The sequence below is a fragment of the Acidovorax delafieldii 2AN genome (assembly GCF_000175235.1).
In the GTDB taxonomy this organism is placed as follows: Bacteria; Pseudomonadota; Gammaproteobacteria; order Burkholderiales; family Burkholderiaceae_C; genus Acidovorax; species Acidovorax delafieldii_B.
Window position 1 is genome coordinate 1 of the sequence record NZ_ACQT01000601.1, and the last position, 710, is coordinate 710.

General features: G+C 67.7%; 1 pseudogene. It reads right to left on the bottom strand.

Annotated features, from left to right (window positions below):
- A pseudogene (locus ACDELDRAFT_RS23305) lies at positions 1–710 on the bottom strand (substrate-binding domain-containing protein); the annotation flags it as partial.

The window sequence follows — 710 nt, forward strand, 5'->3', positions numbered from 1 at the left end:
CCGGTGCTGCGCACGATGGGGGCGGCTGCCGGCGCGGCCAGGAAACGGATCAGATGCCGCGCCGCGTCGGGATTGGCTGCGCCTGCGGCCACGCCGGCCGAGAAGAAGACGCGCTGCTGGACTTCATCCGGCAGCGGCCCGACGAACTCCAGCTCTTTGAAAGGCAGCAGTTCGCTGACCTGCTGGAACCCGATCTCGGCGTCGCCACGCAATACCACCGCGCCCACGCGCTCGCTGTAAATCTTGGTGGCCTTGTCCTTGATCTGCTCGGCCACGCCCAGGCGTGGGAACAGTTCGTTCGAGAGGTAGGTGCCGCTGGCGCTGGCCGAATAGGCGATCGATTGGGCGTTCAGCAGGGTCTGCTTGAGTGCGTCGACAGTGCTGATGTCGGGCTTGGGCGTGCCCTTGCGCACGCTCATGCCGATCATGGAACGCGCCAGGTCCACGCGGCTGCCTGGCTGCACCTTGCCCTGCGCCACCAAAGCCTCCAGCCCCGAATCGGCCAGGATGACGATGTCGAACTGCTCGCCGCGGGCGAAGCGGCTGGGGATGGAGTCGGGTGCCTTGCCCATCGATGCGCCCCGCGCGGTGACCACCTTGTGGCCGGTGGCCTGCTCGTACAGGGGAATCAGCTGGTCGTAAGCAGCCGAGAAGCCGCCCGAGGTGACGGACGCGGATTTCCGCCGCCTGGGCGCTGGAGGGCGTTGCCG